The organism is Psychrobacter sp. 1U2 (genome assembly GCF_051847575.1).
Map to the genome: position 1 here is coordinate 1 of NZ_JBPYDC010001393.1, position 610 is coordinate 610.

1 protein-coding gene is annotated in these 610 nt (G+C 46.1%); it reads left to right on the top strand.

The window, feature by feature from the left end:
* Window positions 1-351, top strand: a 351-nt coding sequence (locus tag ACS8FD_RS22275) for an iron chelate uptake ABC transporter family permease subunit (RefSeq protein ID WP_439277467.1), incomplete at its 5' end; no start/stop codon positions are given.
* Between the last annotated feature and the right edge of the window lie 259 nt (window positions 352-610).

Consider the following 610-nt stretch of genomic DNA (forward strand, 5'->3'; position numbering starts at 1 on the left):
ATCGCCGGCTTGGGTGACAATATCGCATTGAATTTGGGTATTAGTAAGCGTCAGGTTACTTGGATTGGCGTTGGTATGGTCGCCATGATGAGTGCGATGGTCGTGGTGACGGTTGGTATGATTCCGTTCATCGGTCTGGTTGTTCCCAATATCGTCAGCCGTATCATGGGGGACAAATTACGGCGTAGCCTGCCTGCGGTCGCGCTACTTGGCGCTTCTGCTGTGTTGCTGTGCGATATCATTGGGCGTTCTATTCGCTACCCATTTGAAGTGCCTGTCGCTACGGTATTCGGTGTGGTCGGTACGGTGCTGTTTTTATGGCTGTTATTGCGTGCTCCAGCTGAACAGTAGCACTATGTTTACTAACTTGTATTCATTTTCAGCACTCATTTACTGTCGTTTGTTTTTGCTTTATTAGCTAAGCTTGGCACCATAGGGGTTTTATATGTTCTCATCAACTAAGCTTACTTCTACAAAGATTGGTGCTACCAAAACCAGCACAGCGATAGATAACTTATCTTCAACAGACGGTCAGTATTCAGCCGCTACCCAAAGTCAGTTAGCAAAATTTTGGGCATTCATAGCTGCATATCCAAAATCCATAGCAGCT